Annotated in this window: 1 protein-coding gene and 1 pseudogene; both read left to right on the top strand. The window is 65.3% G+C overall.

Features of this window, described 5'->3' with window-relative positions:
* Positions 1–523 (top strand): annotated as a pseudogene (locus MSZK_RS10075) (NADH-quinone oxidoreductase subunit L); the annotation flags it as partial.
* Positions 524–528: 5 nt separating this feature from the next.
* A partial coding sequence (locus MSZK_RS10070) for an NADH-quinone oxidoreductase subunit M (RefSeq protein ID WP_199203279.1) occupies positions 529–1,587 on the top strand: 1,059 nt, incomplete at its 3' end.

Raw genomic sequence — 1,587 nt, 5'->3', positions numbered from 1 at the left:
ATCCCCCGCCACGATGACCGCACCCATGATCGTCCTCGCCGCCGGCTCCATCAGCGCCGGCGCACTGCTGGCCATCGGCAACACCCTGCAACACTGGCTCCAACCCGTCATCGGCCACCACGAAACCCAACACCTCATCCCCGCCTGGATCACCACCCTCACCGCCCTCGGCGTCGTCGCCATCGGCATCGCCGTGGCATACCGCCAGTACGCCAACCACAAGGTCCCCGAATCCGCGCCGCTGGATGTGTCCGCGTTCACCGTCGCGGCGCGTAACGACCTCTACGGCGACGCTTTCAACGAGGCGGTGTTCATGCGCGGCGGCCAAGAGCTGACGAAAGGCCTTGTGGTCGTGGACGAAAAGGGTGTCGACGGGGTGACGCAGGGCCTGGCCTACCTCGTCGGCCGGTTCTCGGATCGGCTGCGCCAGGTGCAAACCGGGTTCGCCCGCTCGTATGCGCTGTCCATGTTCGCCGGGACGGTCTTGGTGGTTGCCGTGGTCCTCTTCACGGCGTGGAGGTGAGCGCGATGATCCCGTGGCTGACCATCCTGTGGGCGATCCCGGTTGTCGGTGCCGCACTGATCATCGTGTTGCCTGCCTCGCTGCGGCAGTTCGCGAAGTATGCCGGTGTGGTGGTCTCCCTCGCGGTTCTGGCGCTGTCGCTGATCCTCGCCGTGCGATTCGACCCGGCGGGCGAGCAGTTCCAGTTCGTCGAAAACCATCCGTGGATACCGTCATTCGGCACCGGTTACATCCTCGGCCTCGACGGTATCGCCCTGGCTCTGGTGGTGCTCACCGCCGTGCTGGTGCCGCTGCTGCTGATCGCGGGCTGGAACGACGCCGACGACCGGCCCGGATTGTCCGGACGGGCGCCGCACAGCTACATCGCGCTGACGCTGGCGGTCGAGGGCATGGTGATGATGTCGCTGGTCGCCCTGGACATCCTGCTGTTCTACGTGTTCTTCGAAGCCATGCTGATCCCGATGTACTTCCTCATCGGCGGCTTCGGCGGCGCTGAACGGTCCAAGGCCGCGGTGAAGTTCCTGCTGTACAACCTGTTCGGCGGTCTGATCATGCTGGCGGCGGTGATCGGACTGTATGTGGTCACCTCCGCGAGCAAGGCCTTCGACGCCGGGACATTCGACTTCCGCGCCATCGCCGACGCCGTCGCGAGCGGGAAATTCACCATGAACCCCGGCGTCGCCAACGCCCTGTTCCTCGGATTCATGTTCGCGTTCGCGGTCAAGGCCCCGCTCTGGCCGTTCCACCGCTGGCTGCCCGATGCCGCGGTGCAAGCCACCCCGGCCTCGGCGGTGTTGATGATGGCGGTGATGGACAAGGTCGGCACGTTCGGGATGTTGCGCTACTGCCTGCCACTGTTTCCCGATTCGGCCACCTACTTCCGGCCGGTGATCATCGCACTGGCGGTCATCGGCATCGTCTACGGCGCGATCCTGGCCATCGGCCAGACCGACGTCATGCGCCTGATCGCCTACACCTCGATCAGCCACTTCGGCTTCATCATCCTGGGCATCTTCGTGATGACCAGCCAGGGCCAAGCCGGCTCGACGCTCTACATGGTCAAC

Source organism: Mycobacterium sp. shizuoka-1 (genome assembly GCF_002723835.1).
Lineage (GTDB): Bacteria > Actinomycetota > Actinomycetes > Mycobacteriales > Mycobacteriaceae > Mycobacterium.
The sequence above is the reverse complement of the archived record's forward strand: the minus strand, read 5'-3'. Positions and strand labels throughout refer to the sequence as shown.